Source organism: uncultured Veillonella sp. (genome assembly GCF_963524655.1).
Taxonomy (GTDB): domain Bacteria; phylum Bacillota; class Negativicutes; order Veillonellales; family Veillonellaceae; genus Veillonella.
The window spans coordinates 1-25,018 of sequence record NZ_CAURHA010000022.1; the positions used below are offsets into that span (position 1 = coordinate 1).

At 35.1% G+C, this 25,018-nt stretch carries 26 protein-coding genes and 1 riboswitch; of the genes, 15 read left to right on the forward strand and 11 right to left on the reverse strand.

What is annotated here, in order from left to right; all coding sequences use genetic code 11:
• The 10 genes from RYM16_RS05600 to RYM16_RS05645 form a co-directional block, all read left to right on the forward strand.
• Window positions 1–425, forward strand: a 425-nt coding sequence (locus RYM16_RS05600) for an NAD(+)/NADH kinase (RefSeq protein WP_399553774.1), incomplete at its 5' end; no start/stop codon positions are given.
• 24 nt (window positions 426–449) lie between these two features.
• On the forward strand, window positions 450–1,025 hold the full coding sequence (locus RYM16_RS05605) for a class I SAM-dependent methyltransferase (protein WP_314982836.1): 576 nt from the start codon (window positions 450–452) through the stop codon (window positions 1,023–1,025).
• A 320-nt stretch (window positions 1,026–1,345) separates the two neighbouring features.
• Window positions 1,346–1,801, forward strand: a complete 456-nt coding sequence (gene argR / locus RYM16_RS05610; RefSeq protein ID WP_004695825.1) for an arginine repressor — start codon at window positions 1,346–1,348, stop codon at window positions 1,799–1,801.
• Between the two features lie 4 nt (window positions 1,802–1,805).
• Complete coding sequence (gene recN, locus RYM16_RS05615) at window positions 1,806–3,470, forward strand: DNA repair protein RecN (protein WP_314982838.1); 1,665 nt, start codon at window positions 1,806–1,808, stop codon at window positions 3,468–3,470.
• A gap of 41 nt (window positions 3,471–3,511) precedes the next feature.
• Window positions 3,512–3,684: riboswitch (Lysine riboswitch) on the forward strand.
• Between the two features lie 76 nt (window positions 3,685–3,760).
• Window positions 3,761–4,558, forward strand: coding sequence for a 4-hydroxy-tetrahydrodipicolinate reductase (gene dapB / locus RYM16_RS05620; protein WP_314982840.1), 798 nt, complete (start codon window positions 3,761–3,763; stop codon window positions 4,556–4,558).
• Window positions 4,559–4,580: 22 nt separating this feature from the next.
• Entirely contained in the window at window positions 4,581–5,612 is a 1,032-nt protein-coding gene (locus RYM16_RS05625; protein ID WP_287292322.1) for an aspartate-semialdehyde dehydrogenase, read from the forward strand.
• A 21-nt stretch (window positions 5,613–5,633) separates the two neighbouring features.
• Window positions 5,634–6,521 carry a 4-hydroxy-tetrahydrodipicolinate synthase gene (dapA, locus tag RYM16_RS05630; RefSeq protein WP_314982842.1) on the forward strand — a complete coding sequence of 296 codons (888 nt, stop codon included), beginning with the start codon at window positions 5,634–5,636 and terminating at the stop codon, window positions 6,519–6,521.
• 250 nt (window positions 6,522–6,771) lie between these two features.
• On the forward strand, window positions 6,772–7,164 hold the full coding sequence (gene panD, locus RYM16_RS05635) for an aspartate 1-decarboxylase (RefSeq protein ID WP_009352607.1): 393 nt from the start codon (window positions 6,772–6,774) through the stop codon (window positions 7,162–7,164).
• A gap of 70 nt (window positions 7,165–7,234) precedes the next feature.
• Window positions 7,235–8,077 carry a pantoate--beta-alanine ligase gene (gene panC / locus RYM16_RS05640; RefSeq protein WP_009352589.1) on the forward strand — a complete coding sequence of 281 codons (843 nt, stop codon included), beginning with the start codon at window positions 7,235–7,237 and terminating at the stop codon, window positions 8,075–8,077.
• A 12-nt stretch (window positions 8,078–8,089) separates the two neighbouring features.
• Complete coding sequence (locus RYM16_RS05645) at window positions 8,090–9,031, forward strand: bile acid:sodium symporter family protein (RefSeq protein WP_314982844.1); 942 nt, start codon at window positions 8,090–8,092, stop codon at window positions 9,029–9,031.
• 49 nt (window positions 9,032–9,080) lie between these two features.
• On the opposite strand, the gene lexA is transcribed toward RYM16_RS05645, so the two are convergent.
• On the reverse strand, window positions 9,081–9,752 hold the full coding sequence (gene lexA, locus RYM16_RS05650; RefSeq protein WP_314982846.1) for a transcriptional repressor LexA: 672 nt from the start codon (window positions 9,750–9,752) through the stop codon (window positions 9,081–9,083).
• A 254-nt stretch (window positions 9,753–10,006) separates the two neighbouring features.
• Here lexA and RYM16_RS05655 point away from each other — a divergent pair, with 254 nt between their 5' ends.
• Window positions 10,007–10,315, forward strand: a complete 309-nt coding sequence (locus tag RYM16_RS05655) for a LysM domain-containing protein (protein WP_288991459.1) — start codon at window positions 10,007–10,009, stop codon at window positions 10,313–10,315.
• 122 nt (window positions 10,316–10,437) lie between these two features.
• On the opposite strand, the gene RYM16_RS05660 is transcribed toward RYM16_RS05655, so the two are convergent.
• Entirely contained in the window at window positions 10,438–11,448 is a 1,011-nt protein-coding gene (locus RYM16_RS05660; RefSeq protein ID WP_314982847.1) for a site-specific integrase, read from the reverse strand.
• 105 nt (window positions 11,449–11,553) lie between these two features.
• Here RYM16_RS05660 and RYM16_RS05665 point away from each other — a divergent pair, with 105 nt between their 5' ends.
• Both RYM16_RS05665 and RYM16_RS05670 read left to right on the forward strand, forming a co-directional pair.
• Complete coding sequence (locus tag RYM16_RS05665) at window positions 11,554–12,909, forward strand: VanW family protein (protein WP_314982849.1); 1,356 nt, start codon at window positions 11,554–11,556, stop codon at window positions 12,907–12,909.
• A 190-nt stretch (window positions 12,910–13,099) separates the two neighbouring features.
• On the forward strand, window positions 13,100–13,717 hold the full coding sequence (locus RYM16_RS05670; RefSeq protein WP_314982851.1) for a phosphatase PAP2 family protein: 618 nt from the start codon (window positions 13,100–13,102) through the stop codon (window positions 13,715–13,717).
• Window positions 13,718–13,902: 185 nt separating this feature from the next.
• Here the strand turns inward: RYM16_RS05670 and RYM16_RS05675 are convergent, their stop codons facing one another.
• Window positions 13,903–15,195: a WG repeat-containing protein gene (locus RYM16_RS05675; RefSeq protein WP_314982853.1), complete on the reverse strand. Its 1,293-nt coding sequence runs from the start codon at window positions 15,193–15,195 to the stop codon at window positions 13,903–13,905.
• A 223-nt stretch (window positions 15,196–15,418) separates the two neighbouring features.
• On the opposite strand from RYM16_RS05675, the gene RYM16_RS05680 reads away from it, so the two are divergent.
• Window positions 15,419–15,568, forward strand: coding sequence for a hypothetical protein (locus RYM16_RS05680; protein WP_009352573.1), 150 nt, complete (start codon window positions 15,419–15,421; stop codon window positions 15,566–15,568).
• A 65-nt stretch (window positions 15,569–15,633) separates the two neighbouring features.
• Here the strand turns inward: RYM16_RS05680 and RYM16_RS05685 are convergent, their stop codons facing one another.
• The 4 genes from RYM16_RS05685 to RYM16_RS05700 all read right to left on the reverse strand — a co-directional run bounded on the left by RYM16_RS05685 (window position 15,634) and on the right by RYM16_RS05700 (window position 19,168).
• Window positions 15,634–16,383, reverse strand: a complete 750-nt coding sequence (locus RYM16_RS05685; RefSeq protein WP_314982856.1) for a DUF4241 domain-containing protein — start codon at window positions 16,381–16,383, stop codon at window positions 15,634–15,636.
• 45 nt (window positions 16,384–16,428) lie between these two features.
• Complete coding sequence (locus tag RYM16_RS05690; protein ID WP_314982857.1) at window positions 16,429–17,172, reverse strand: DUF4241 domain-containing protein; 744 nt, start codon at window positions 17,170–17,172, stop codon at window positions 16,429–16,431.
• Window position 17,173: 1 nt separating this feature from the next.
• The gene (locus RYM16_RS05695) at window positions 17,174–18,082 is read right to left on the reverse strand and encodes an HAD family hydrolase (RefSeq protein WP_314982860.1); all 909 of its coding nucleotides are present in this window, start codon (window positions 18,080–18,082) and stop codon (window positions 17,174–17,176) included.
• A gap of 147 nt (window positions 18,083–18,229) precedes the next feature.
• Complete coding sequence (locus RYM16_RS05700; RefSeq protein ID WP_314982862.1) at window positions 18,230–19,168, reverse strand: DUF1848 domain-containing protein; 939 nt, start codon at window positions 19,166–19,168, stop codon at window positions 18,230–18,232.
• A gap of 146 nt (window positions 19,169–19,314) precedes the next feature.
• Between RYM16_RS05700 and RYM16_RS05705 the strand changes: the two genes are divergently transcribed.
• Window positions 19,315–20,064 carry a methyltransferase domain-containing protein gene (locus tag RYM16_RS05705; RefSeq protein ID WP_314982864.1) on the forward strand — a complete coding sequence of 250 codons (750 nt, stop codon included), beginning with the start codon at window positions 19,315–19,317 and terminating at the stop codon, window positions 20,062–20,064.
• A gap of 215 nt (window positions 20,065–20,279) precedes the next feature.
• Here RYM16_RS05705 and RYM16_RS05710 read toward each other — a convergent pair whose 3' ends face one another.
• From RYM16_RS05710 to mtnP, 4 genes are all read right to left on the reverse strand, one after another.
• The gene (locus RYM16_RS05710) at window positions 20,280–21,569 is read right to left on the reverse strand and encodes an amidohydrolase (RefSeq protein WP_314982866.1); all 1,290 of its coding nucleotides are present in this window, start codon (window positions 21,567–21,569) and stop codon (window positions 20,280–20,282) included.
• 120 nt (window positions 21,570–21,689) lie between these two features.
• Window positions 21,690–22,934, reverse strand: coding sequence for an adenosylhomocysteinase (locus tag RYM16_RS05715; protein WP_060924575.1), 1,245 nt, complete (start codon window positions 22,932–22,934; stop codon window positions 21,690–21,692).
• 97 nt (window positions 22,935–23,031) lie between these two features.
• On the reverse strand, window positions 23,032–24,096 hold the full coding sequence (gene mtnA / locus RYM16_RS05720) for an S-methyl-5-thioribose-1-phosphate isomerase (RefSeq protein ID WP_314982867.1): 1,065 nt from the start codon (window positions 24,094–24,096) through the stop codon (window positions 23,032–23,034).
• Between the two features lie 42 nt (window positions 24,097–24,138).
• A complete protein-coding gene (gene mtnP / locus RYM16_RS05725; RefSeq protein ID WP_314982869.1) occupies window positions 24,139–24,933 on the reverse strand; it encodes an S-methyl-5'-thioadenosine phosphorylase in 795 nt (264 codons plus the stop codon).
• Between the last annotated feature and the right edge of the window lie 85 nt (window positions 24,934–25,018).

Genomic DNA, 25,018 nt, shown 5'->3' on the forward strand with positions numbered 1-25,018 from the left:
GTGCAGAACCAGCAAAAATGGCACGAATTCATATGTCTGTTAATAATCAACATACTCAAATGTATCCATCTGATGGTTTAATCATTTCTTCTGCTACAGGTTCTACGGGATATAATTTATCTGCTGGGGGACCTATTATGAAACCAGATAATAGATCTATCATAGTTACACCAGTAGCACCACATCTAATCCAAGGTGTATCTCTTGTATTAGAGGAGCATGATACGATTCAAATTACAATGCCTGAGCGAGAACCACAATTACACATTTGTATTGATGGTACTTTTGACTATACTTTTACAAATAAAGAAACCTTACATATAAGTTCCAATCCTGTTTACTGCTTATTTGTACGATTCAAAGATCAATGTTTCTTTGGTACATTATTTAAAAAATTAGCGTCTCGTAGAGACGAATTGTTATAACCAAATCTCAAGTGGGGTGGTTTCGTGATTAACATTAACAATGCTGTTCAATTCCAACATTTAATCTGGGATCGGTCGATGAAAAAAGCCAAAGTAGTAGTTGATGCTACATGTGGCAATGGCCATGATTTATTGTACTTAGCAAAGCGTGCACAAAAAGGATGTCATTTATTTGGCATCGATATCCAAATGAAAGCCATCAATAGTAGTAAAGAACTACTAAAAACTAATGATATTGCACCTGATGTAAGTCTAACTTTTATTCATGATTCCCATGATCTAGCTTTAGCTCATCAATTAAAAGATGAGGTTATCGATTTAATGATTTTCAACTTAGGTTATTTGCCTGGTAGTAATCATAAAGTTATAACTAAACCGCATCAAACTATAGATGCCATAGATAAGGGGTTACATAAGTTATCTAAGTCAGGAGTTATCACAATTGTTGCTTATCCTGGAACTCCTGAAGGGATGGAAGAAATGCAGTCCCTTACATCATATTTATCTAATTTAGAACAGAAATTGTATAATGTATGTCATTGGCATCCAATGAACCAAATTAATAACCCACCAGAATTGTTTATATTGCAAAAACGATAAATTGCTATATATCTTTATTCATTATGAATAAAACTCATAATCAACATGTAAAAGCCCCTTTATAGGGGCTTTTATTTATACATGTATATTTTTCTACTTTTAAATTATTAATTCCCTATAAATAGATGAACCTTATAGGCTAAGCGTTTGTACGTTATCAATATATAGAAAATTAACAATATTTTAAATATTAGTATAATATGCATAACGAGTATGATATATGCGATTTATACCATATATTAATTATGAATATATGGTATAATATTATCAGAAAGATATTATTCTCTTTTATGTGCAAGTTTTAAAAAAGGGAGTTCACAATGAAACGCTATCGCTATAACAAAATTAAAGAAATCGTGCAGTCCAAGGCGATTGAAACACAAGAGGAACTAGCAGCGGCCTTATTAGAAGAAGGTATTGAAGTAACACAGGCTACAGTTTCCCGTGACATCAAGGAATTAATGTTAATCAAAATTCCTACAGGCGATGGACATTATCGTTATGCGTTATCACCTGAGGAAAACGTAGTTTTATCTCGTAGTCGCATTAACAGATTATTCCAAGATTCTTTAATTAAGGTTGATCACAGTCTAAACCAAGTTGTATTACATACAATTCCTGGCTCTGCTCAATCTGTAGCATTTTCTATCGACCATGCAAAATGGACTGAAATTATCGGTACCTTAGCAGGGGATGATACTATTTTGTTAATTGCAAAATCTGAAGCTGAAGTTCCAGCGATTTTAGCGAAAATCCAAGATTTAATGAAGGACTAATCATATGTTAACGCAAATGAGCATTCGCAACTTTGCGTTGATTGAGCAAATGAATATTTCATTTAATGATGGCATAACTATCTTTACCGGCGAAACTGGGGCAGGGAAATCCATTCTTATGGATGCCTTTAGTATCCTATTAGGAGAACGCGCGAGCAGCGAGTTTATTCGTCACGGTAAAGATAGTTTTGTTATAGACGGAATATTTGATATTGCTCATCACCAAAGTATTCAAGAATTATTAGAGTCTAAAAATATAATGGTTGAAGAAGGCCAATTAATTCTATCACGCTCTTTTAACCGTAATGGTAAATCATCGATCTTAGCTAATGATCAACCGATACCATTGAAAGCATTAAAAGAAATTGGTCAATATTTAGCAGATATTCATGGCCAATACAGTAACCAACGATTACTTGATGCTGATACACATCATGAATATTTAGATACTTTTAATCAAGAAGGTAAAACTGCTTATAAGGCTTATAGAGAGGCTTATAAAGTCTACAAGCAAGCTAAGCAAGAAGTAGATAATTTACAAGAGAATATGTCTGAGCGCGCTCGAGAGCTTGATATGTTACGATATCAAATCGATGAGATTGAAGATGCTGGTTTAAGCATTGGTGAAGACATTTCTATTGCTGAAGAGCTTAAGCGTCTAGATAGTTTTGAACATATTGATAAAGTTCTGGGATCTTGCTATGATGCTTTTTACAATGGTCGTCAGCCTTTATTAGACACGATTAATTCTATAAAGGTTGAGGTGAATGACCTTGTAAAATACGATACAGAATTAAAAGAAGTATCTGAAATGGTTGACTCTGCGTATTTCCAACTAGAAGAAGCTGCTCAGTCTTTAGACCGTTACAGAGACACCATCAGCTATGATGAAGAACGCTATAAATATTGTCAAGATCGAGATACTACCATCTATGGGTTAAAGAAAAAATATGGTGATTCCGTAGAAGAAATTTTAGCATATGAAGAAAAGGCTCAAGCACGTTTAGAAGAACTAGAAGGACTTGTATTTGCTCAAGATGAATTAGAAGCTCGTCTTGAAGAAGCCAAAAAAGTAGCAGAAGAAGCGTTAACAGTTTTGCACAAGGTTCGACTCAAAAATGCTAAAGTGATTGCTACAGCTTTACATCAAGAATTGGTTGATTTAGGAATGCCTAAGGGTGATATTCAATTCCATATTGAAGAAGGGGATGAACTATCTTCTTTAGGTGCTAAATCCATTGAAATGCTATTTTCTGCTAATAAAGGGGAACAATTGCTTCCGTTACATAAAGTAGCGTCTGGTGGTGAGTTAGCTCGTATCGCCTTAGCCTTTAAATCAGTATTCCGTAGTGATGCTTTCAAAACTATGGTATTTGACGAAATCGATGTTGGCATCAGTGGTGATATTGCTCTTAAGGTAGCAGAGAAAATCCTGAATTTATCTAAAACTAATCAAGTATTTTGTATAACTCATTTACCTCAAACAGCTAGTATTGCAAAACAACATTATCATCTTTCCAAAATAGAGCAAGATGACCGCACAATCTCTACCTTAGCAGTACTAAATGAGGAGGAACGAGTTACTCAAATAGCTTCTATGATGTCTGGTCGAGGAATGTCCACTACAGCTTTAGCTGCAGCTAAAGAACTTATTGACCATTTTAATTGACTAAAATCGCATAATTACATATACTAATAGTATTAAATGAATATGTTGATAGAGGTGCGAGTATTAAGAGTAATCATGAGGAGTAGGCATGCATTGATCCATGATAAAAGGGATGCTTGCCGAAGTTCGATGATTGCAACTCATCGTTCTGGTTGTCTATTTAATAGATAGACAACTGTCATCAATCTTGTATTGGTGGAGTGCTATCATTGAGCTTTTAGTAAGAGTATATATAGCTATATAATCTATAAAGCCAGTGGATGCATCCACTGGCTTTTTTGGAGGTATATATGATTCGAGTAATGGTAAATGGCGCTGGCGGCAAAATGGGTCGTGAAGTTGTCAAAGCAGTACATAACGATCCTGAATTAACATTAGTAGGTGGTATTGACCCAACTAAGGCAGGTGAGGATGTAGGCTCCGTAGCAGGAATCGAGCAAGTGGGTATCAAGATGAATGCCTCCATCGATGAGGTTCTCGATACAAATAAACCTGATGTTATCGTAGATTTTACAAATCCAGCTGTTATCTATGAAAATGCTAAGAAAATGTTATCTGCAGGGATTCATGTTGTTATTGGCACTACTGGTTTAACTGCAGAGCAACGAGATGAGCTCGATGCAATTGGTCGTGCTAATAATGCTAATTGTCTAGTGGCACCAAACTTCTCACTAGGTGCTGTTATGATGATGAAAGTATCTGCAGAATTAGCTCCATATTTCCCTAATGTGGAAATTATAGAATTACATCATAATCACAAATATGACGCTCCTTCGGGCACAGCGATTCTAACAGCAAAATTGATTAATGATGCTAAACAAGCCGCTAAGGTAACTGCCGATGAAGATTTAACTCGTGAAAGCTTACCAGGTGCTCGTGGTGCCAAAGTTGATGATGTTACTATTCATAGTGTACGTCTACCAGGTTATGTAGCGCATCAAGAGGTATTATTTGGCGGTTATGACGAAACATTAACTATCCGTCACGATAGCTTAAGTCGTTTATCTTTCATGCCAGGCGTAGTATTAGCATGTAAAAAAATTAGTTCTAAAACAGGTTTAACTTACGGTTTAGAACATTATTTATAATTTTGAGCAAGGAGATTTATCAATGAGAAAACCTAATGTTGCAATTCTAGGTGCTACTGGTGCAGTAGGTGCTGAATTTATTTCACTAATTGAAGAACGTAACTTCCCTTATGAAAACTTAAAATTATTGGCTTCTGCTCGTTCTGCTGGTACTGAGTTGACTGTAAATGGCAAAACATATGTTGTTGAAGAAGCAAAACCAGAATCTTTTGATGATGTTGATATTGCATTATTCGCTGGTGGTTCCATATCTAAGACTTTAGCACCAGAAGCTGCGAAACGTGGTGCTATTGTTATCGATAACTCCAGTGCATTCCGTATGGATCCTGAGGTTCCACTCGTAGTACCAGAAGTTAACCCAGAAGATATTTTGAAACATAAAGGTATTATTGCAAATCCTAACTGCTCTACAATTATTATGAGCCTAGGATTGAAACCGCTTCATGATATTTCTCCTATTAAACGCGTTATTGTAAGCACATACCAAGCTGTATCTGGTGCAGGTAAAGAAGGTATTGAAGAGCTTGAGAACCAAGTAAGACAGTTCACTGCTGGCGAAGAAATGACAGCAAACTTATTGCCTACAGGTTCTGCACCTAAGCATTATCCTGTAGCATTTAACTTATTGCCACAAATCGATGTGTTCTTAGAAAACGATTACACAAAAGAAGAAATGAAGATGGTTTATGAAACTCAAAAAATTCTTCATGACGAAACTATTCAAGTAGTTCCTACTACAGTTCGCGTTCCTGTATACCGCTCTCACTCTGAGTCTGTATTAGTAGAAACAGCTGAACCAGTATCTGTAGAAGCTTTCAAAGCGGCTTGTGAAAAATTCCCAGGTTTACAAGTAAAAGATAATCCTGCAGAACAAATTTATCCTATGCCTTTATATACATCTAATCAAAATGATTGTGAAATCGGTCGAATTCGCAAAGACTTGTACAATGACAAAGGTATGAATTTCTGGATTGTAGGGGACCAAATTCGTAAAGGTGCAGCTCTTAATGCATTGCAAATTGCTGAGTACTTGGTGGAAAAACAAGCATTTTAATCTTTCCAGGGGAGGACAGATATGAAAACCTTTGGTCGAGTATTAACAGCTATGGTGACATCCTTTAATAGTGATGGATCCGTTAATATTGAAAATTGTGTAACTATTGCTAATCATTTATTAGATAATGGTTCTGATGGTCTTGTTGTATGTGGTACAACAGGTGAAAATCCAACTATGTCTAAAGATGATAAATTAGCTTTATTTACGGCTATCGCTAAAGAATGTGGTCATAAAGGTACAATTATTGCCAATGTTGGTACTAATGATACAAAATCTTCCGTAAATTTTGTAAAAGAAGTCTCTAACATCGACGGTATTGATGGTTTGCTAGTTGTAGTACCTTATTACAATAAACCTAACCAACAAGGCCAATATTTACATTTTAAAGCTATTGCAGAGGCTACTACATTACCGATTATGGTATATAATGTACCAAGTCGTGTTGGAACAGGTATTTTCCCAACTACATTAGTTCAATTACATAATGAATATCCACATGTATGTGCCGTCAAAGAAGCAAGTGGTAACTTGATGATTGCTTCTGAAATCAAACGCTTAATGCCTGGAGATGAATTCATGGTATACAGTGGTGATGATGGTCTTACATTACCAATGTTATCTGTAGGGGGATGTGGGGTAATCTCCGTAGTATCTCATGTGGCTGGTAAAGATATGAATACTATGATTCAAGCTTTTGAAGCTGGTCATAATCATGAAGCTATTCGTCTCCATCAAGGCCTATCTGAGATCATTAAAGCTATGTTTATCACTACAAATCCAATTCCTGTAAAATATGCAGCACGTAAAATTGGTTTGCCAGTTGGTGAATTTAATTTACCGATGTGTGAGCCAACTGCTGATGAAGCTGCATATATTGATAAAGCATTAACAGAATATTTACAATAATATATAAATAATCATAAAACCAGTAACTACTATGTAGCTACTGGTTTTATTTTATATTTCTTATATTTGTTACTAATCGTTATAGTCTAATAACAAAAATATAATGTATAAACTTTTTATTATGATATAATTGCACTGGAGATAGTATTTTCAACTATACTCTAGTCTACTGTTAATTCATGATAAACAGAAATTTGTGATATTTCGAATCGACCATAAGGCGATTACATTAAAACACAAGGAGTTTAACATGGAACTAACAATGTTAAAAGGTAAAATTCACAGAGCTACTGTGACACAAGCAGAACTTGATTATGTGGGGAGCATTACTATAGATACAGATCTATTGAATGCATCTGGAATACGAGAATATGAGCAAGTTCAAATTGTAAACATTAATAATGGAGCACGATTTAGTACATATACAATTGCTGGCGAAGCCGGTAGTGGTGTTATATGTTTAAATGGCGCTGCTGCACGGCATGTCCAAGTACATGATAAAATTATTATCATGTGTTATGCACAGCTAAATGAAATTGAAGTTGAGAGCCATAAGCCTCTCGTTGTATTTGTAGATACAAATAATAAGATAAGTCAAATAAAGAACTATGAGAAACATGGTTTATTAGTTGATCAGAATTAATTGTCTTTGATCGAATTACAGTAGACTGTATAGGACTATCTTCGTATTTACAATAAACGGAGGAATCATTATGGAACATGTACTTACAATTGAAAATGTACGCAATACGATTAGTAAATGGAAAAAAGAAGGATATTCTATTGGTTACGTCCCAACTATGGGGTTTCTACACGATGGGCATGCTTCATTAATAGATCAAGCAAGAAAGAATAATGATAAGGTAATTGTCTCTATTTTCGTTAATCCCATTCAATTTGGAGAAAATGAAGATTTAAGCACGTATCCACGTGATATCAATAGCGATAAAAAGCTATGTGAATCACATGGTGTGGACCTTATATTTACACCTAGTCCAGAGGAAATGTATCAAGATAAAAAAGCCTTTGTAGATATTCTTGATTTATCTAATACATTATGTGGCATTCGCAGACCAATTCACTTCAAAGGTGTATGTACTGTTGTAGCAAAATTCTTTAATATTATTCAGCCTACAAATGCATATTTTGGTGAAAAGGATGCACAACAATTAGCCATCATCCGTAAAATGGTTTTTGATTTAAACTTTCCTGTAAATATTATTGGTGTTCCTATTGTGCGTGAACAAGATGGTTTAGCAAAATCCTCTCGTAATACATATTTATCTAGTGACGAACGTAAAGCTGCAACTATACTATATAAATCTATTCAAACAGGAAAACAAGCCATTAAACGTGAAGCTTCTCCTGATAGTATCATTAATACTATGACAGAAATTATAAATACTGAGCCCTTGGCCAAGATAGATTATATTTCAGTTGTAGATGCTAATACTATGCAACCGGTTGAAGAGATTAATGCTCCTGTTCTAGTTGCCATGGCAGTATATATTGGCTCTACACGTCTTATTGATAACTTCTCATATGATCCAAATTAGGAGAGAGAAGTTATGAAGCAACTAACAACACTAAATCAACTGATATCCAAATACTTAATGATACTAATCATAGGTTTTTCTTGTATTGCTTATATAGTACCTTCATATTTTTCTTGGGCCATAGCTTATACACCATTTTTACTTGGAATCGCTATGTTTGGCATGGGACTAACTATAAAATTTGAGGATTTGTGTAGTATTCTCAGACATCCAAAGGATATTTGTATAGGTGTACTGGCTCAATATACAATAATGCCTTTATTAGCTTGGGGAATCTGTCATATTTTTACATTACCTCCAGATTTAGCAATTGGTGTCATATTAGTTGGCTGCTGTCCAGGTGGAACCGCCAGTAATGTCATCACCTATATTGCTAAAGGTGATGTTCCTTTATCTGTAGGAATGACGATTACTTCAACATTAATAGCACCAATTGTAACACCTTTACTAATCCTATATTTGGGAGGTACATGGGTAAATATAGCATTACTACCAATGATAATAACTATGGTAAAAGTAATTATAGTTCCTATATTATTAGGTGCAATCATCCAATATGTTTGTAAATCACGGATTAATACATTAACTAGTGTAAGTCCTATTGTTTCTATGATTGCTATCATATTATTAATAGCAGCCATTATAGCCATTAATAGAGATAAACTTTTAATTTCTGGTTTAGAAACATTACTAGTTGTAGGCATACATAATATACTCGGCATGCTTTTAGGATTAGGTGTAGGATATATACTTAAATTAAGATATGATAAAACTACAGCGTTAGCGATTGAGGTAGGGATGCAAAATAGTGGTTTAGCAGTCACATTGGCGGCAACAAATTTTGCATTAAATCCTTTAGCAACACTAGTGGGAGCTATCTTTAGTGTATGGCACAATATATCAGGTGCTATTTTTGCTATGCTACGTAGAGAGAATAGTTTACGCAATATATAAATTTAATAGATACAAGAAAAAACCGGCAACCATAAGTTGCCGGTTTTTTCTATATTCTGTCTCGTACAAGACCAATGACAAGACCTTCAATATGACAATCATCTACAATGATTGGATCGAAATCATCATTTTCTGGTTGCAAACGAATGTGACCATTTTCTTTATAAAAACGTTTTACTGTAGCTTCATCATCGATACGTGCCACAACAACATCACCATTATTAGCCGTATTTTGATGGCGTACAATGAGCATATCACCTTCATACATACCAATATTCATCATGGATTCGCCTTGAACGCGTAGCAAGAAGCAGTCAGAATCACCAGTTAATTGAACAGGTAATGTAAGAGTAGATTCTAAATTTTCTACCGCTGTAATAGGCATACCTGCTTGTACAGTACCAATAAGAGGAACTTGTTTTAAACCAGCGCCTAAGAACTCAAAATTATCAGAACTTGATGTTTCATTACCATCTACAGAAATAGAAGGTTTTGTATCCTCTAGTACTGTAATAGCGCGATTTTTATTAGGATCACGTTTAATATAACCAAACTTTTCAAGAGCATTCAAATGAGATTGCACAGTAGAAGTAGAACTAAGGCCTACATGGGTACAGATTTCTCGAACAGTAGGACAACGATATTCATTATGTAAAGAGTCCTTAATAAATTCTAATATACGGCGCTGTTTTGTATTAATATCTGTAGCAGGGCGTCTCACGATAAACCTCCATAGTCAATGTAATGTCAAAATAATATCAATATGTATATGCGGAAAAATTTACTCATTTCGTACTATATAATAAAAACATAAGATAATTACTTATCTTATATACCTATTATAGGCAATTTTAAAAGTTTTTGCAAACATTTGTTCTAAAACACTTGACCGAACATTCGTTCGTGTGCTAATATAAGCATGTAAACAAACAAATGTTCTCAGATATTATGTTCGATGTAAATGTGAGGTATGAGATGAAAAATATATTGATGATGGTAGGAATGTGCTTAACAATCTTATTCGGCTATAATATGACAAATCCTGTAACAGAAGCAAATACACATGCTATCCGTGAAGTAAAAGTACAAGCAGGTGATACGATGTGGGATATTGCAGCTCGCACAGCTCATAAAGATATGGATGTTCGTGAAATGGTATATGCTATGAAGGAACTCAACAAAATTGATGACTCTGGTGCATTAGTTCCTGGTACAGTTTTAAAAGTACCGGTTAAGAAAAATGATAGTCCTGTTAGAGCTTTGGACTATGTGGCTCAAAACTAAATATATATGGGTATAACCCAAACGAAAAAGCAGCTACTCAATAGAGATAGCTGCTTTTTGTTATCAAATGTATGTTATTATACGATTTATGGATATTATCTTAATAAACTGATTTATAATTATCATCTAAATCGTTTTTCAAAAATAGTAGAAATAGGATTATCCACAAACTTATTGGCTTCATTAATATAACGACGAACCATATTAACACTATGATGACGTGTTTGTCTCATAATATTACGTTCTTCCACACCATAAGCTGCAGCAGTTGTTGCAAAGCCATGACGTAAACTATGGGCTCCATACATAGATGGATCAAGACCAATGAGAGAAACATATTTCTTTACAATTTCTGCAATCATTTTATCGGATATGCCTGTTTTACGAAGTGACATATTTTTAGTAAAACCTCTAAATACAGGCCCTTCAGTAATACCAGAGGCACGTAACCATTGCTGTAAGGCACGTACTGCGTCTAACGGAGAACCAGATAGATGAGGAATCGCTACAACAGCACCTTGACCTTCTTGGTCTGCTTTTGACGATGGTACAAAGATTTCAACACCTTGTGAAGAAAACTGTAGATGTTCTACTGTAATGGCCGCAATTTCACTACGACGAAAAGCGCCCATAAATCCAATTAAAAGAATGGCTTTATCACGTAATAATTGCAACTCAGGCACATCTAGTTTATCCATACACTCTAGAATATCTTCAATATCTTCTAGAAGAACTGGTGTTTTACCTTGTTGGAAAGTACCTTTTAAACGTCTAATCCCTCGTAAGGCTTGTTTTACTATAGGTGCCATACAAGGATTATCTCTATGACCAGAGGCATTATAATTCTCTGATATGGCGCTTATGCGACGAGATATTGTATTAGCCTTTGCATAATCAGCTAGATCATTTATGTAGTTCACAATTGTTTCTGGTGTAGCTGGAAAATAAGATACCTTTTGATATGTACACCAATCTACGAAATCGTCCCAATCCGATTCGTAGGCATCAACAGTATTTTCAGCCTTAGATAATAATATGCTTTGTTTTGCTTTCATAGACAACTTAGTGCTATTCATAAGCGCATCATTATTGCGCAAATAGAAATGTTTCTGTTGCTCTTTAGACTTTGACATAGTTCACCCTTACCCTAAAATTATCAATATAATTGTACCATAGATTAGACAGTAATATGCTATAATTAGAGAATATGATAACTAATTCGGGAGAGTTTATAAATAATGACAAAGAAACATATTTTAGTAGGAACTATGCTTGTTCTCTTGGGGACGAGCGGCTGTTCATACATTCCAACAGAAAATATTTCTTATGGTGTATATTACAATGATACAGATCTATCTAATACACCTAAGAATGAATTACAGGCTCGCTTACAAGAGTTAAATAGTAAAATCCCTCAAACTATATCTATTGATATGGGCAATAATAAAAAACAACAAACTACCTATCATGATTTAGGGATCCAAATCGATACAGATGCTATGGTAAAAGCTATTTCTACATACGGCTATGAAGATAATATGTGGACACTACTTTCAAATCGATTTAATGCCTTATTCTACGGTCATCATTTTAAGCCACAATATAAGCTTGATGAGGTAAAAGGTAAAACCTATCTTAGTGAATTGGCTAAAACAATTGATACACCAGGACATGATGCATACCTTACCATTGAAAATGGACAAGTTGTATTACACCCTGCAAAAGAGGGTAAGCGTATCGATATTGATGCTACCCTTAAGAAATTAAAAGATGATTTGCAGTCCGGTGATAGTATTAACTCCTTATCTATGGTATTTACTACACAGAATACTGTAAAAGTAAGTGATGCCGATTTAAAACCATTGAATACTGTATTAGCTTCTTACACTACAGAGTATGATCCTAGTAATGAAAGTAGAACCCATAATATTCAATTAGCTTCTGATAAAATAAACGGTACCCTAATTAAACCGGGTGCACAATTCTCCTTTAACGATGTTGTAGGTGAACGTACTGCAGAGGCTGGCTATGATGATGCACCTGTTATGATTGATGGTAAATTAGTTCCAGGTATTGGTGGTGGCATTTGCCAAGTAAGTTCTACCATATTTAATACAGCTTTATTATCCGGTATGAATATTATCGAGCGTACGCCGCACTTTGAGCCAGTAGGATATATTCAAGCTGGTCGTGATGCTACAGTAGCTTGGGGCTATTTAGACTTTAAGTTTAGAAATCCTTACCAACAATCTATTTATATCCTTAGCGTTATGAACAACGGAACGTTAACGATCTACATTATAGGTACGGCTCAAGATAAACCTAAAAATGTGTCTATTTCTGTAGGTGATTATGGCGAAATTCCTAACAAGACGATTACTAAGGTAGATCCTTCATTAAAAGAAAAAGAAGTGCAGGAGGGGCATGTAGGTTTAACAATGAATACGTATAGAACCATTACCTATGGTAACTGGGTTACGCAAACAGATTCCTTTGAGTCCGTATATGATCCAGTAGATACGATTATTACAATGCCTGCAACACCTGCAGCACCACCAAATCCACCGAAAAAACCGGACAAAAAGAAATCATAATTAAAGATTTTATTAAATATAGCCTAAACTATTGACCATATGATACAAATAGTTTAGGCTATTATTTGAACTATACATGAGAAATCATTTGATACATAGTCCAGTATGTAAAAATAGATATCTCAATGACAAAGAAAATTTATCAGTTCATTCTCAATAATTATCATTTACTAAAATAGAAGAGGAAGTTATGGACTCAATTTTACAATTTGATCACTCTGTGATTTTCTATGTACATGAACACCTTGTATATAGTTTTTTAACGCCAATAATGGCAATTCTATCTAAAATCACTAGTAATGGCGCATTATGGATTTTAATTGCATTATTATTGATGATTCAAAAAAAATACCGCGTATTAGGCGTAGCCATAATTATTGCCTTAGGATTTGTATTTATCATCGGTGATCAAGGATTAAAACCTAATGTGGCTCGTTTAAGACCATTTGTAGATTTTCCGAATGTTACGGTACCATTAGAGTCAGCTTTACCAAAAGCAACAAGTTTTTCATTCCCATCTGGCCATAGTTTTGGTTCATTTGCATCTGCCATGACCATTTACCTAGGCTTGAGCCAAATAGCGCCTCAGAAGCGATATTTAGGGATTTTAGCATTGGTATTGTCAGTAGTAGTAGCATTCTCTAGAGTTTACTTATTTGTACATTATCCAACAGATGTATTAACAGGCTTAGTATTGGGGATTATCGTAGGGTTCATCGCTTGGAAGTTAGCGAGAGTTGGTTGGAACTGGTGGACTAACCGTAATAATGATGTAGAATACGAACCGTATACATTTAAACGTAAATAAGCTTAATAAGCTAAAAAACCATATATCATAAGGAATTGGGCCATTTAGGCCCAATTTTCTTATTATAATTACTTCCGATAATATATCGTTATCGGAAGTAATTATAATAAAAGAAAACTAGCCTATATTTCTATAAGCTAGTTTATTTAAGTTAAATCAAATAATAAGTTAAAACTATTTATTTATCATAACGAGTCTATTCTTTTTATATATTTAGCGAGCTCAGGCTCATTGATAGTCACTTTATCAAATTTAGGTTCAATGATTATACGGCCCTTATAATCCATTAAACCATATTTACCATGAGATTTATAAACAAATAAGTCTTTATAATATGACGTTATATCGTCATCAAAATATGGTAATCTGAATAGTTTATAACCTGAATTAGTGTCAATCACATATTTTGTCTTATCATAAGTTGCTGTAGTAACTTTATTTAATACATAAATAGGCTTAGATGTATCTATACTATCATATACTTCATCAAATAAAACACCATATTGAGCATTAAATATATGACTCCCATTAGAATCCTTTAATACAAAACTACGATCACTTAATTGTTCATAAGAATCATAGTTCATGTGTACAACAATTTGATTTAAAGAGTCAATAATACCATACTTATTATTTTCATTAGATACAACAAAATAATTAAACTCATTACCTAAATGTTGTATAGATTTATAATTTGCAGGAATTACTATTTCATTTTCACCAATTCTCATTCCATACAAAGTATTACCTTTTTTATCTACTTGAGTAAATAATTCATAGGTATCTGATGGTTTTCTACTATATAGACGTTCTTCTGAATATCCAGCTGTTCCCGCTCCATTTCCAATAAGTTCTTTATAGTCATCAGTATTAATAAGATGATTTGCTTCATTTTCGGTTAAAACAACTCCATCTTCTGTAACATATTTAGTATAACCATCAAAGGTATGGATTATAAATAGCAGTTTTTGATCTTTCTTAGATTCTAAGAAGTCAATATTCTTCCAACTATCTTTTATAGGATTAGTAAGAATTTGAACCCCATTCTTTTGGTTATATAAATACCAGTAATCTCCTTTTCGTCCTAATATTAAATTTTTATTTACACTACTATATTGATCGACTACATCATTAATAGCATAGGTACCATTTGAATTAACTAATTTAAATCCATCACCAGTTAATGCTTTTACATAGTTATAAGAAAATGCGTATTCATAGCCTGCAGGAAAATATGCTAATTCAACTAAATTTACATATCGCTTTTGACCATTTTCATAAAATGATCCATATACATATGTTTTGTCATATCCGTCCATATAATCTACATGCAAATTATCATATGGGCCCAGTATCCAACCTCCATTTTCATCGACGATAGTATTACCAGCTGAGGATTCTAATGTAATATATTCTTTTCCAGATGCTATATTACATGCAGCCAATGCTATAGCTAATCCTAATATAAATTTTCTCATATATCTCTCCATAATATTACACAACACAATAATAATTAATTTCATAATACCATATTTAACCCTTTTAATTAAATGAGTCCTTTACATACGCTTACAAATTATAACTATCTAATAAGAAATTACTATTTAAATAAAATTGTATATTGAATTTTTTAGAATTAGGTTGTAAAATAAGCATATAAACTATCTAATTTACTCATATCAACTCTTATGGAGGTATTATATGTGCTGGTGTGATATTGTAAGCAAAGCCAAAATTGGCGGTTTAAAGCATTTAGGTAATGGTATGGAAAGTTCCTTAAGATTCCTTGCGGAAATTGTTCTTACCCTAAGTATTATTCGTGTACTTGTAAACTGGATCTTTGGTATTTAAAGCTCTAAACTAAATAAGATACTATAAAAGGCGCTTAGTTATCTAAGCGCCTTATTTATATTCAATTATATTTGATGATTAGTTGTATCACAGCTAATATATTCTACAACTATTTGGCAAATATATCCATCCCTATCAATACCCCAATATACAGGATAAAGACCACATCCGTATCCTGAGCGTATCATAGGAAATGATAAATTGGTATCTGGAATTTCAAAAATAATCCAATCTCCGAAAGGTTGTTGATATTTAGGATTATCTAATGCATTTTGTTTAAACTTTTCCTCTAATAAATCTAAGTAAATATTACCATTTGGATAGTTTTGATACCATTGATCTTCAAATTTTTTATAAGCCTCTGCTGTAGCTACATCAACAATGGTTGCCAAAGCACTATCTACAGAAAAGCCAACAAAACTTTCCTCACCTGTTAATTCAGAAAGGTCTTCATCGCCAATAAGCGCTAACTCATATCGTACTGGTTTTGTACTTTTAAATAACACTCTAGTTAAAACATAACCATAATCATTTGGACCTAATTTAGCAACTAATGTTTCAACGGGATATGTCCCAGGTTCAACACTCCTAAAATAAGGAAGATTTTCTAAAGTACCTAAATTTACAACGGGATCACATGCAAAGATATGTCCTGTTGTAAATGTAAAATCACCCATTGGTAATCTATATAACTTTTTATTAAATAGTTCTTCAGCATTAAATATATCATCATAATTGATAGGCGCCTCTAATTTTCCTTCACTATTTAATTGATCATATATAGTTAGCCATTCTTTAGAAAGCTGATTCCTCATTAGTATTTTCTCCTAAAATTTATGAAATACAATATAAATTAGTGATTACTGATACGCTTCGCTGCAATCTATGTATTCCATAATAAGTTGGCAGATTTGTCCATCTTTATCAAATGCCCAGTATACAGGGTATAAACCATCACCAAAGCCAGATTGAATCATTGGCACAGTCAATTCTGTTTCAGGGATGGTAAAGTTAATCCAGTCCCCTTTAGATCGTTGGTATTGAGGATATGCCATAGCATTTAATTGGAATAAATCGCTATAGTAATCATCATAAATGTTCTTATCCGGATAGTTAGTATGCCATTGATCGTAGAACTTTCTGTAGGTCTCAATCGTTTCAGCATCCACAACTGTAGCAAGACCAGAATCTACAGGGAAACCGATGAAGCTTTCACCATCATCCAGAATTTCAATATCTTCTGTACCTTTTAAGGCTAACTCGTAGTTTACCGGCTCATTTCCATTAAATATAACGCGGCTCGCCACATAACGATATTGATTTGGTTCCATTTCAATGATTTTAGTTTCCAATAGATACGTGCCTGGTTCTACCGTTCTAATATAGGTATCAGGTTTGCTCGGTAATGTTACCAATGGATCACAGCATGTAATATGACCTGTTGGGAAGTTTACAGTCCACATAGGCAATGTATGTAAAGGAAACCCTTTTAGCTCTTTACGGGCAAATAAATCATGGTAAGGTACAGTAGGTTTTAACTTACCCTCGGAACCTAATCGGTTGAATGTTTGAATCCATTCGCTAGTTAATTTAGATTTATCCATGTTACTCCTCTGCTTCGTATTTACAATGAATATATTCGCCCTCTAATACTTCGTAGGCTGCTGTTTTACGTATAATTTGCTTTACTAAGGTATCTAGCTTTGAACCATTTGAATAGTCTGCTGGTGCATAATACCGAATACGATGATGGTGCATCATTTTATAGACCTTATCTTTATCCTTCTTAATAGGATCATATACACCTATGGAATGACCACCATTGGCATTTACAAGGCTCATGCAAGGAATATCTGTATCGCTATCCCCAATATAAATCATATTCCGGAACGGAACCCGTTGATTCTCAGGCTTAATATAATCATTAACACCTGTATCATTAATATCGAGAATCCCTTTTTGAATGCGGAATAAAAATTGTGTTTTATTTGTATAGTTAATAGCTTGCGCTGGCCATACGGCTACACCCTTATCGTCGAACATGAATGCACTGGCATAGATTTTGGTGAAAGCCCCCTCTTTTGCCATTTCCGTGCCTTCAATCATCTCTTTTAAACCAGAGGAAATGATGTAATGTTCAATACGTACGCCATGTTCTAATCCATAGTCACGAATACGTTCAAACCAAGTACGAACGCCTTCATATAGTTCTACTTGATTGCCATATTCCATAAGCTTTTCTTTCGTTACATAGAAATGGCCTACAGCCTCTTGAATCATCTTGTACATATAGGCTAAGTTATTATCCATATCATTTTTCTTAGCCAATTCATTCGATTCTTGCCAGAATTGTTTGATTTGCTCTTCGTTATAGCCAACAGATTGAATAAAACCTTGTGCCTGCATATCATCAGGGGTTAAGGTTTTATCAAAATCATAGCACATAGCTAATACTGGCATAGACGATTCAGAAGATTCTAAGGATTCTTTACTGTCGCTCTTATAAGTTATCACGGGTTGCACCTCCTTATGATTACAAAAATACATATACAAAGGCCTTCATTCTCTTATATTCCCGAGCTGTCTCTTTGACAACCCCTTTTGTTTATATTGTACACGATACGTCAATGATTTAAATTTCGTAATTCCGCGTAATTCTAGTTAAAATAAGCAATCTTGTGTAAAAGTTTCGTCTACAATCCAGCTCTTATCCGTGCTTTCTTTGATAATTGCTGTTTTTGAAAGTGATCCAATGAGTAAGCTAGAATTTGGATCATGTTTCATTTGATTTTGGCGAACTACAGCTTGATTCGTATTGGCATAACAATAACGACAGAAATGACTACAAGTATCATAGGCACCTATATCACCATGTAAATAACAATTACACTCTGGTCTAGCTAGTGTACGTTTCGGTGCTTTTAATTTTACGTTCCAAGCACGTTCATAACAGTTTAGTGTAAGACAGCCCTCTGTATTAGCACCTAATTCTTTGAAAACGTCCCCTTCTCCACAGGTTTTAAGTATCATCTGATGAGAATGCGCTATAGATACTAATTCTTTAATGATCTTCGTTTGAATATCTAAACTCGGTCTATAACCTTCAGGAAAATTATGAGCTACCTTATCAAAGATATCTAAAAAACTAACAATAACGGTATCTGTATAGCCCATTAAGGACTTTGCCATTTTGTAAAAGCTTTCAAAATGAAAATCTATGGTATAGTCATTAGTTAAAATAATTGGATCATAGCGCCACACCATAGACTGAGGATTAAGCTCATTAGAAATATGTTTAAAGCCCTCTATTACAGACTCATATTGAGGAACATAGGGCTCAATGTCACGTCCATAAGGGGTTATCGTCATATGCCAATATTGTCGATAGTCTTCAATTTCATTTAATAATGGTATAAATGGTAAGGGATTTTTCGTACAAAAAGCTATGCCATCTACTACTTCGTGATTAATCGTATAACGCGTCACTTGTAATGGATTATAAGGATTTTGAACATCTACAAATCCTTCGTTAATACGATTAATTAGCCATTGACCATAAAAGGCAGGTATATCTGTACGTTGTCCAGTTTGTAATATCATAGCGCTGCCCTTTCATTAAACAAAATATAAAAATATTATAACATATCTATCCCTATGTATTTATAGTATAAATGTGATTTTTGCTGTATAGTTTATTCATATTTTATGGTACTATAAAGATTATAAAATATGAGGAGAACTAACGTATGAACGATATTTTCGAACAGAACCATCCTATGAAGGATGATAAAGAATTTATTACATCCTATTGGACAGATCGAGCTCATGATTTTGGAGCCTTACGAGCTAAAGAATTAGAGAGCCCTAAACTTAAATTATGGAGAGATGAACTAACGAGTCATATCTTTGATTCTGATCGCTCTTTACGTATTTTAGACATTGGTTGTGGTGCAGGCTTCTTTAGTATTATCCTCTCTCAACTAGGACATACAGTACACGGCATCGATATTACGCCTAATATGATAGACGAAGCAAATCAGCTGGCAGAATCCCTTGATTGTGATGCTACCTTCTCCGTCATGGATGCTGAAAATCTCAGCTTTGACTCCAATACCTTTGATATCGTTGTAGCCCGCAATGTAACATGGAACTTACCACATCCAGATAAAGCCTATGCTGAATGGTTACGCATCATTCGTCCAGGCGGTTTAATCCTCAATTATGATGCAGAGCATGCTCGCAATCACCATGACTTACCACAATCTGTTCATCATGCCCATGAGCATGTAAGCAATGACTTAAAAGAGCGGTGCCATACGATTTATCATATGCTTGAAATTTCATCCTTTACACGCCCTCAATGGGATAAAGAACTACTCACAAAGTTAGGTGCTAGCTCTGTTAGCGTTGATACCACCGTAGGACCTTGTATTTACAGTGAAGAAGATGAATTTTATATCCCTGTACCAATGTTCTTGGTGAAAGTAATAAAATAGCATTCATAGTAAAATATTACAAAATAAACCCACTCCATATGATATATTCCTTTATTAAGTATCTAATAAAGAAATATATCATAATATGAGTGGGTTTTCTTTTATTTATTATTACAAACCTAATTAGTACTACACTAGACAGCAAAAAGCTAATCTATTACAAATATAGTTATTTACTTATATAGTTTTTTACTAATACAGTTTTTACTAATATACTAGTTACTGAAATACTCTTGAGCCTTAGTGATTTCTGCGCGAAGTTTTTCTTCATCAATAGTAAGCAATTCTTTATTTTTCATAAGAACTTTGCCACCTACAATTGTAGTATTTACATCAGAGCTGTTTGCAGAGTATACGAGTGCCGCTAAATCGTTGTAACGTGGCATCCAGTGCATACCAGTTACGTCATATAGTACGATATCTGCTCGATAGCCTTTCGCTAAAATACCAAGGTCTATATAGCCAAGTGCTTTCGCTCCTTCTACAGTGCCCATATGCCAAGCTGCTTGTGCAGGAATGGCTTTAGGATCGTAGAGACGTGCTTTATGTAAGGTAGCCGCAAGGCGTACTTCTTCAAGCATGTCCGCATTATTATTAGATGCGGAACCATCCGTCCCAAGCCCAACAGTAATACCTTTACCAATCATTTCAGGAACTGGTGCAATACCACTTGCTAATTTAAGGTTAGATTGTGGATTATGTGCTACTGCTACATTATTTTCAGCCATAATTGCCATATCTTCATCTGTAACATGAACACAGTGTGCGGCCAATGTAGTATTCCAGAATAAACCTAGGTCATGCATATGAGCGATTGGAGTTTTACCTGTAGCTTTCATAACATTCTCCACTTCCCCTTTAGTTTCGGACAAGTGCATGTGAATGCCACAATTTAATTCATGAGATAAGGAGATAACCTTCTCCATATAAGCATCTGGACAAGTATATGGCGCATGTGGTCCAAGTAATACCTTGATGCGGTCATTATCAAAGCCATTCCATGTACGGAATAAATCAGCATTCTCAACTAATGCTTGATCTGCTGTTGGAGAAACACCTGCTAAGCCACGAGATAATACAGAGCGAATGCCCGATTCTTTTACTACCTCAGCCGTAGTGTTCATAAAGAAATACATGTCGCTAAAGGTTGTAGTACCAGTGCGCAGCATTTCCGCAATGCCAAGTTGTGTGCCATAACGTACATAATCATCGTTTAGCTTAGCTTCTGTCGGCCAAATCGCAGTTTCAAGCCATTCCATAAGCTCAAGATCATCTGCATAGTTTCTAAATAGCCCCATCGCAATATGAGTGTGCGTATTTACAAGACCTGGCGCTGCCAATTGGCCTTTGCCATCTAGTACATCCTTAGCAGTATCTTTTGCTTTAATAGCTTCACTATCCTTTAAAATAGCTGTAATATAGCCATTTTCAATTTCAATAGCATGATTTTTAAGAACGCCCTCATCGGTGAGGACGTCTACATTAGTAATCAATAAATCGGACATAGTCTTCCCTCATAGGTATAACCGAGCCATAAAAGCTCGGTTATAGTTATTAATTCTGAAAGTATATAGTAGTAATAATACACCTAAGCCTATCATTTACTATTACATTTCCATTCAATATTAGTTTACTTTTGTTAAGTAGTCGATTTGTTCTTGTGTCAAAGAATCTAAATCATAGCCCATAGAGTTCAATTTAAGTTTAGCGATTTCCACATCTAATTCATGAGGCAATACATATACTTTTGGCTCCATTTCTTTGCCGTTTTTCAAGATATGCTCTGCAGCAAGAGCTTGCATAGCAAAGGACAAGTCCATGATTTCTGCTGGGTGACCATCACCAGCTGCAAGGTTAACTAAGCGACCTTCAGCCAATACATATAGTTTACGGCCATCAGCCATCGTATAGCCTTCGATATTTTGACGAACACGCTCATGGCTTACAGCAAGATCAGCTAATTCAGCTACATTTACTTCGCAGTCGAAGTGACCTGCATTACACATGATTGCTTTATCTTTCATCACTTCGTAATGTTCTTTTACAATAACATCTTTACAGCCTGTTACAGTACAGAAGATATCGCCCACTTTAGCAGCTTCAATCATAGGTAATACTTTGAAACCATCAAATACAGCCTCAACGGCTTTAATAGGATCTACTTCAGTTACATATACGTGTGCACCAAGGCCTTTTGCACGCATTGCAACGCCTTTACCGCACCAGCCGTAACCAGCAACTACAACATTTTTACCTGTTACAGTTAAGTTAGTAGTACGCATGATGCCATCCCAAACGGATTGGCCAGTACCATAACGATTATCAAAAAGATATTTACAATAAGAGTCATTTACAGCAATCATAGGGAATGTTAATTGTTTAGCATTCTCTAATGCGTATAAACGGTGTACCCCTGTTGTAGTTTCTTCGCTACCACCGATAAGGCGTTCTTTAGCGTCTTGACGTGTAGTATGTAACAAGTTTACTAGGTCACCACCGTCATCGATGATGATATGTGGTTTATGATCTAATGCTTTATGAAGGAAATCAAAATATTCTTCATCTGTGCAATCATACCAAGCATATACAGTGATGCCCATATCTACAAGGCCAGCAGCAACATCGTCTTGTGTGGACAATGGATTAGAACCAGTTACGATAACATCAGCACCACCGCGTTTTAAAACAGTCGCAAGATATGCTGTTTTTGCTTCCAAGTGAACACTAACAACAATAGTTTGGCCTTTGAAAGTTTGTTCCGCTTCAAAACGATCACCTAATGTATTTAAGGTAGGCATAAAGTTAGAAACCCAATCAATTTTTTTACGGCCTTCTGCTGCTAAGTTAATATCTCGAATTAAGGATTGCATAATAACTCCTTTTACTAATATGAGTTGATATAGTTAAAATAAAAATTTGATATAGTTAAAAAAAAGATTTAATAGTAAACCCACTTGGATTTGTTTGTTATTTAGATTCAACAATTTGGCGTAGCTTACCGATTGACTCTTCGTAATTTGGAGTCAATACACCTTCTTCGGTGATGATAGCAGTCACGAGGTCATGAGGTGTTACATCAAAGGCAGGATTGAGTACGCCAATGCCATTAGGCGCTGTTTGAACACCATGTAGAGATGTTACTTCATAATCGTCACGCATCTCGATAGGAATGTCGCTACCATTTTCCAGAGTAAAGTCAAATGTGCTATAGGGTGCCGCCACATAAAACGGAATATTATGGAATTTAGCGAGAACGGCTACACCATAAGTACCAATTTTATTAGCTACATCACCTTTTGTAGTGATGCGGTCCGCACCGACGATTACAGCATCAATAAGGCCTTGCTGCATAGCATAAGCAGCCATATTATCTGTTTCTAATGTTACAGGGATACCATCCTCATGAAGCTCAAAAGCAGTTAGACGAGCACCTTGTAATAATGGACGTGTTTCATCGGCATACACCCGTTCTAGTTGACCATTCTCATGGAGCTTACGGACAACACCAAGGGCAGTACCTAAACCACCAGTAGCTAGTGCACCAGCATTACAATGGGTTAAGATGCGAATATTTTTCTTACCTTCAAATAATGTAGCCCCTGCTTCGGCCATACGACGGTTCAAAGATACGTCTTCTTCGTGAATGATAATAGCTTCTTTAGTAATAAGGTCTACTACTTCACTCATAGAAGACATACTTGCCACATTAGCTTTTACAAGAGATATAACACGATCTACAGCCCATGCCAAATTGATTGCTGTAGGACGTGTTTCCTTTAATGTTTCACTAAAGTCATATAAACTCGTTAATTGCTCACTAAATGGAATCTCTTGGCGACCTGCTTCCATAGCCGCTAAGATTAAACCATAGCTAGCTGCTACACCGATAGCTGGAGCCCCACGAACGCGAAGCATCTTAATAGCCTCAGCTACCTGACGCCAATCAGTACAGTGCACATAGGAAATCTCTGTTGGTAATTTTGTTTGATCTAATAATATTAGCGTATCTTTACGCCATTCAATATTAATCATAGCGTCTCCTTCGATGAACTATTGTTTTCTAGTATGAATGGATTATAATTTAAAACCACCATATTCGTGCATGCGATTATGAGCATCATAGCGAGCATCTACATCGATTGCATCAATAGCACCTAAGATAAGAGATTTAAGTTGAGCCGCCATATCACCCATCATTTCTACTACTTCACTATGAGTCAAGGCAGCGTCGGAAATACCTGCTGCATAGTTTGTAATCATAGAAATTGTGGAATAAGCCATTTCAGCTTCGTTAGCGAGATTTACTTCTGGTACATTCGTCATGCCAACTGTATCACCACCGAGCATGTGGAACATTTTAATTTCCGCTGGTGTTTCAAAACGAGGACCTTCAGTACATACATAAGTACCACCGTTATGAATTGTAAGACCTTGTTCTGTGCCAACCTTTTGAAGAATATCACGCAATTCAGGGCAGTAAGGATTTGTTACATCAAGATGTGCTACTGGACGGTCACTACCTTCATAGAATGTAGTGATGCGGTTCTTTGTGAAATCTAAGAATTGGTCAGTTAAAACAAAATGACCAGGCTTGAAGTTTTCATTCAAGGAACCTACAGCAGTCGTAGAGATAATAAATGTAACGCCTAATTTTTTGAGCCCCCAAATATTAGCACGATAATTAATTTTATGTGGAGGAATTGTGTGATCTTTGCCGTGACGAGCAACAAAGATGACAGTTTTTCCGTGGTATGTACCTTGTACATAATCTATTTCACCATATGGTGTCATTAAGGATTCTTCATGAATATTTTCAAAGATGGACGGATCATAAACGCCAGTACCACCAATTATGCCAATTGCACTCATTGTGACCTCCTAATATTAATAACTCTTATCTTTTATTTTCTCATAGAATACAAAAACAGGCTATAGGAAAAACCATATAGCCTGT

Excerpts from the sequence above, each read along its gene's own strand:
- argR (WP_004695825.1), top strand. The coding sequence starts at position 1,346 with ATGAAACGCTATCGCTATAACAAAATTAAAGAAATCGTGCAGTCCAAG.
- recN (WP_314982838.1), top strand. The coding sequence starts at position 1,806 with ATGTTAACGCAAATGAGCATTCGCAACTTTGCGTTGATTGAGCAAATG.
- dapB (WP_314982840.1), top strand. The coding sequence starts at position 3,761 with ATGATTCGAGTAATGGTAAATGGCGCTGGCGGCAAAATGGGTCGTGAA.
- RYM16_RS05625 (WP_287292322.1), top strand. The coding sequence starts at position 4,581 with ATGAGAAAACCTAATGTTGCAATTCTAGGTGCTACTGGTGCAGTAGGT.
- dapA (WP_314982842.1), top strand. The coding sequence starts at position 5,634 with ATGAAAACCTTTGGTCGAGTATTAACAGCTATGGTGACATCCTTTAAT.
- panD (WP_009352607.1), top strand. The coding sequence starts at position 6,772 with ATGGAACTAACAATGTTAAAAGGTAAAATTCACAGAGCTACTGTGACA.
- panC (WP_009352589.1), top strand. The coding sequence starts at position 7,235 with ATGGAACATGTACTTACAATTGAAAATGTACGCAATACGATTAGTAAA.
- RYM16_RS05645 (WP_314982844.1), top strand. The coding sequence starts at position 8,090 with ATGAAGCAACTAACAACACTAAATCAACTGATATCCAAATACTTAATG.
- RYM16_RS05655 (WP_288991459.1), top strand. The coding sequence starts at position 10,007 with ATGAAAAATATATTGATGATGGTAGGAATGTGCTTAACAATCTTATTC.
- RYM16_RS05660 (WP_314982847.1), bottom strand. The coding sequence starts at position 11,448 with ATGTCAAAGTCTAAAGAGCAACAGAAACATTTCTATTTGCGCAATAAT.
- RYM16_RS05665 (WP_314982849.1), top strand. The coding sequence starts at position 11,554 with ATGACAAAGAAACATATTTTAGTAGGAACTATGCTTGTTCTCTTGGGG.
- RYM16_RS05670 (WP_314982851.1), top strand. The coding sequence starts at position 13,100 with ATGGACTCAATTTTACAATTTGATCACTCTGTGATTTTCTATGTACAT.
- RYM16_RS05675 (WP_314982853.1), bottom strand. The coding sequence starts at position 15,195 with ATGAGAAAATTTATATTAGGATTAGCTATAGCATTGGCTGCATGTAAT.
- RYM16_RS05680 (WP_009352573.1), top strand. The coding sequence starts at position 15,419 with ATGTGCTGGTGTGATATTGTAAGCAAAGCCAAAATTGGCGGTTTAAAG.
- RYM16_RS05685 (WP_314982856.1), bottom strand. The coding sequence starts at position 16,383 with ATGAGGAATCAGCTTTCTAAAGAATGGCTAACTATATATGATCAATTA.
- RYM16_RS05690 (WP_314982857.1), bottom strand. The coding sequence starts at position 17,172 with ATGGATAAATCTAAATTAACTAGCGAATGGATTCAAACATTCAACCGA.
- RYM16_RS05700 (WP_314982862.1), bottom strand. The coding sequence starts at position 19,168 with ATGATATTACAAACTGGACAACGTACAGATATACCTGCCTTTTATGGT.
- RYM16_RS05705 (WP_314982864.1), top strand. The coding sequence starts at position 19,315 with ATGAACGATATTTTCGAACAGAACCATCCTATGAAGGATGATAAAGAA.
- RYM16_RS05710 (WP_314982866.1), bottom strand. The coding sequence starts at position 21,569 with ATGTCCGATTTATTGATTACTAATGTAGACGTCCTCACCGATGAGGGC.
- RYM16_RS05715 (WP_060924575.1), bottom strand. The coding sequence starts at position 22,934 with ATGCAATCCTTAATTCGAGATATTAACTTAGCAGCAGAAGGCCGTAAA.
- mtnA (WP_314982867.1), bottom strand. The coding sequence starts at position 24,096 with ATGATTAATATTGAATGGCGTAAAGATACGCTAATATTATTAGATCAA.
- mtnP (WP_314982869.1), bottom strand. The coding sequence starts at position 24,933 with ATGAGTGCAATTGGCATAATTGGTGGTACTGGCGTTTATGATCCGTCC.